This is a genomic window from Microcoleus sp. B6-A1 (assembly GCF_036705085.1).
Classification (GTDB): domain Bacteria; phylum Cyanobacteriota; class Cyanobacteriia; order Cyanobacteriales; family Microcoleaceae; genus Microcoleus.
In genome coordinates this window covers 1-3,632 of sequence record NZ_JAUBTU010000176.1, presented here as the reverse complement: position 1 = coordinate 3,632, position 3,632 = coordinate 1, and the positions used below count along the sequence as shown (strand labels likewise).

The 3,632-nt window shown below is 42.6% G+C and carries 4 protein-coding genes and 1 pseudogene; all 5 read left to right on the top strand.

Annotation, left to right across the window (positions count from 1 at the left end):
- Positions 1-74: 74 nt before the first annotated feature.
- Positions 75-806 (top strand): annotated as a pseudogene (locus QUB11_RS30940) (aminotransferase class III-fold pyridoxal phosphate-dependent enzyme); the annotation flags it as partial.
- A gap of 166 nt (positions 807-972) precedes the next feature.
- Positions 973-1,422, top strand: a complete 450-nt coding sequence (locus QUB11_RS30935; protein WP_333207508.1) for a winged helix-turn-helix domain-containing protein — start codon at positions 973-975, stop codon at positions 1,420-1,422.
- Positions 1,379-2,401 (top strand): PLP-dependent aminotransferase family protein, encoded by a 1,023-nt coding sequence (locus QUB11_RS30930; RefSeq protein WP_333207510.1) that lies wholly within the window; start codon positions 1,379-1,381, stop codon positions 2,399-2,401. Before QUB11_RS30935 ends, QUB11_RS30930 begins: the two co-directional genes overlap by 44 nt.
- Before the next feature lie 196 nt (positions 2,402-2,597).
- On the top strand, positions 2,598-2,786 hold the full coding sequence (locus tag QUB11_RS30925; RefSeq protein ID WP_333207511.1) for a hypothetical protein: 189 nt from the start codon (positions 2,598-2,600) through the stop codon (positions 2,784-2,786).
- Between the two features lie 369 nt (positions 2,787-3,155).
- The coding region (locus QUB11_RS30920) for a helix-turn-helix domain-containing protein (protein WP_333392545.1) at positions 3,156-3,632 on the top strand (477 nt) is incomplete at its 3' end.

The following is a 3,632-nucleotide window of genomic DNA, read 5'->3' as shown; positions in this document are numbered from 1 at the left end:
AAGTTACATCGTCAAATATTTTTAACTGGTTTACACACTGCTGTTATTGTACCTCATCTTTCTGAGAAAGGCTATATGTTCCTTACAACAATATTGCGGCGCTAGATAAAGCAATTAACGATCTTAATCAAGACAAACCTTGTATCGCAGCAATTATGCTGGAACCCCTACAAGGAGAGGGGGGTGTTCATCCTGGTGACTTATTTTATTTTCAGTATGTTCGACAACGTTGTGATGATTTAGGTATCCTCTTGATCCTGGATGAGATTCAGACTGGGATAGGTCGTTCTGGAACGTTTTGGGGATATCAACATCTCGGTGTTGAACCAGATATTTTGACTGTGGCAAAGGGATTAGGAGGTGGTATTCCAATCGGCGCAACGCTGTGTAAAGAATTCTGCAATGTCTTTGAGCCAGGAGATCACGGCAGCACGTTTGGTGGAAATCCGCTTGCCTGTGCGGTTGCTCTAACAGTATGTCAAACACTAGAGCGCGACAATCTACTGAGTAATGTGCAGCAGCGCGGAGAGCAGCTAAGAAATGGCTTGAAGCAAATTGGCGATCGCTATCCGCAATATATTCAAGATGTGCGTGGCTGGGGACTTTTAAATGGACTTATCCTTAAGCCAGACAGCACACTCACTCCAACTGATATTGTTCAAGCAACATTGAATGAAGGCTTACTGTTGATTACTACTAATCTTCATGCAATTCGTTTGGTTCCGCCTCTAATTGTAACTGCTGAAGAAGTTGCTCAAGCACTGCTGGTAATTGAGCGCATTTTTGCCTCACTTAGTTCAACCTAAGATATTGCACCATTCTCAAGAACGGGCTCTCCGGCCAGTTCCACAATAAAGCTGATTAAACTCATCTGGAGGCGGGAATTATTAATTTGCTCAGTCCAGGGGACTCTGTGCTAGATTGATTGGTCTAATGTTACGAGCTAATTAGTGGCTATTTTTATGTACCAATATGCTGCATATCGATTTAGATAAAACCTCTAAACATCTTCCATATTACCTACAAATATTGGAGCAGATTCGCAATGCGATCGCGTCAGGTATACTAGCTGCGGGCACACCGCTACCTCCCAGTCGTCAACTGGCGATCGAATTGGGAATTGCTCGTCGAACAGTTGTTCTAGCGTATGAAGAACTGTGTGCACAAGGGTACTGCACAGGCAAAGTAGGACATGGTACTGTCGTTACTCAAATTCCAGTCTTACAACCAGAAGACAAGATTCGCAACACACAGGGATTCCCCAAGTGGCTATTAACTGAAGCCTCCTATACCTTTCAAGCAGACGATCGATCGGGATACAGACAAAATCTGCTTCACACCAAGCCTTGCTCAAGTCGATCGCCTACCACTCAAGACTATGCAGCAAACATTGAATCAGACGATTCGCCAAGCTATTCCTGAATTGAGTCATTACAAGAAAGATAATGGAGATTTAGAACTCATTCAGGCACTCTGTCAAAAGGTTCTACCAACGCGAGGTATTCAAGCTGAACAGAATCAAGTTTTAATTACTCATGGATCGCAGCATTCCTCTTCTCTCTTGAGTATCTTGGTTGCGCCTTATGGTGGCAGCATTAGCTATGGAATTCCCGGTTATCTAGCTATTCCTCAAAATTTCATCATGCGAGGTATGAAAGGAATTGCCGGTCCCGTAGATTCGGAAGGAGTGCGCTTAACTGAGGATGCCTATTCTGCTCGAATCCACTACGTGATGCCCGAACATCATTTTCCTCAAGGTGTAACTCTGTCGCCCAGTCGTCGATCGGCTTTGTTGCAACTTGCTGAAGCACAGGATGCCCTGATCGTTGAAGATGATTATGATAGTGAGTTTTATTACGATCGGCATCCATTACCTGCATTAAAAGCTGGAGATTTTGGAGGACGAGTTGTTTACATGGGCACCTTTTCCAAGCTATTGTTTAATAGTTTACGACTAGGGTATATTGTGGCTCATCCAGAAATTATTCGGCGCCTAGTTGATATTCGGTGGCAGTTGGATGGTGGGACGAGTTTAGTCTTGCAACGTTGGGTCGCGAAACTGTTAGAATCTGGAGCAGTGGAACGTCACCTGCGACGGATGCGAATTCATTATCGTCATAAACGAGACTCGATCGCTACATATTTACGAGAGTTGTTTCCAGAGTGGGGTTGGCAACTCCCAGGTGGTGGTATGCAGTTTTGGATTAAGCTTCCACCCGATCGCCCCGCAGACGAGATTGTGAATCTCGCAGCAGAAAGAGGAGTGGGTTTGTGCTCAGGGGCAGCTTATTTTGAGCCTGATGCAAAAGAGGCAAATTATTATCTAGTGCTTGGATATGGTGCAGTTACAGAATCTGATATTCATCAAGCATTTCATAGACTTAAGGGTTTGAGGCATTGACGGTAAACAATGATGTCCTCACTAGAATTAGCTGGATGCTTAAGTTAGGGAGGCGACTTTTTCACTAAACGGATTGTATCCTCTCAAAGTTTAGCGACTGTAATACAGTAGATTCCACGTTTATGGAGTACACCCCGGATCAATAAATCCCCGGATCGCCAATTGTAGGGAAACGGTACAGCGGCGTCTCCTGACTGTGAGTAATCTCAAATCCGGTGGCATCGGATTTGAGATTAGCTGTGGAAAAACCTGTGGAAAAGTTGCCCTCCGTTTGTGGAAAACATTACTGCTTGGCTCAAAACAGTTTTTGCACAAAGATGGGCGGGCGATCGACCTCAACAGCTTTTCCACAAGTTTTCCACAGGTATTTATTACCTATAAGTAAAGCCCAGCAAGCAGTTAGCTTTTTTTTCCACAGTTTCCACAGGGCGATCGACACAAAAATAACTCAATAAATTAAAAAAAACTGGTTATCCCTACACACCCTACACACATAGTTCGCGACCCGCGCTAGCCTTAGAAACCCGGTTTCTTGGAAGATTTCTCGTTTTTACAGGCAAAATTTTGCCTAGAAACCCGGTTTCTAGCCCCAGGCTTAATACCATTTTTTTAAAGATGTGATAGACTTGTATAAAAAGTAAAGGAGAGAATTACAATGTCTGGTCGTCCTCATATAAAGATTACCGAATCTGGAGAAAATTTGCGAGAAATACTCAAAAAATAAAAAAGAATCCTAGCTTATAATAAAGTCCAAATGCTTTATTTATTTCAGTCAAAACAAGTAGAAACTGTGCGGGAAGTATCCGCAGTTTTAGGTACAAGTGAGGCAACCATTCATCGCTGGCTCTCCCAATATAGAAAGGGCGGTCTGGAAAATCTGTTAAAAAATAGGCAGGTTTTTGGTCGCCCAAAAAAGTTCTCAGTTGAAATAGCAGCTACCTTGCAACAAGAGTTGAGAGACCCCGAAGGATTTAAGAGTTATAAAGAAGTTCATCTTTGGCTATGGTTGATTAAAGGAATAGCCAGTAGTTACCCGGCTGTCTATTCTTTAGTTAGAGGGGAATTAAAAAGTAAATTAAAAATTCCCAGACCTCGCAGTATTTCTCAGAAATCTACGGCAATTAATGAATTTAAAAATAACTTGCCTCAACAGATAAAAGCTTTACTAGACCAAGCTTTACCTCAAGTAAACAAATATAAAAAAGTCACTTATTGGTGTAGTGATGAAACG

Excerpts from the sequence above, each read along its gene's own strand:
- QUB11_RS30935 (WP_333207508.1), top strand. The coding sequence starts at position 973 with ATGCTGCATATCGATTTAGATAAAACCTCTAAACATCTTCCATATTAC.
- QUB11_RS30930 (WP_333207510.1), top strand. The coding sequence starts at position 1,379 with ATGCAGCAAACATTGAATCAGACGATTCGCCAAGCTATTCCTGAATTG.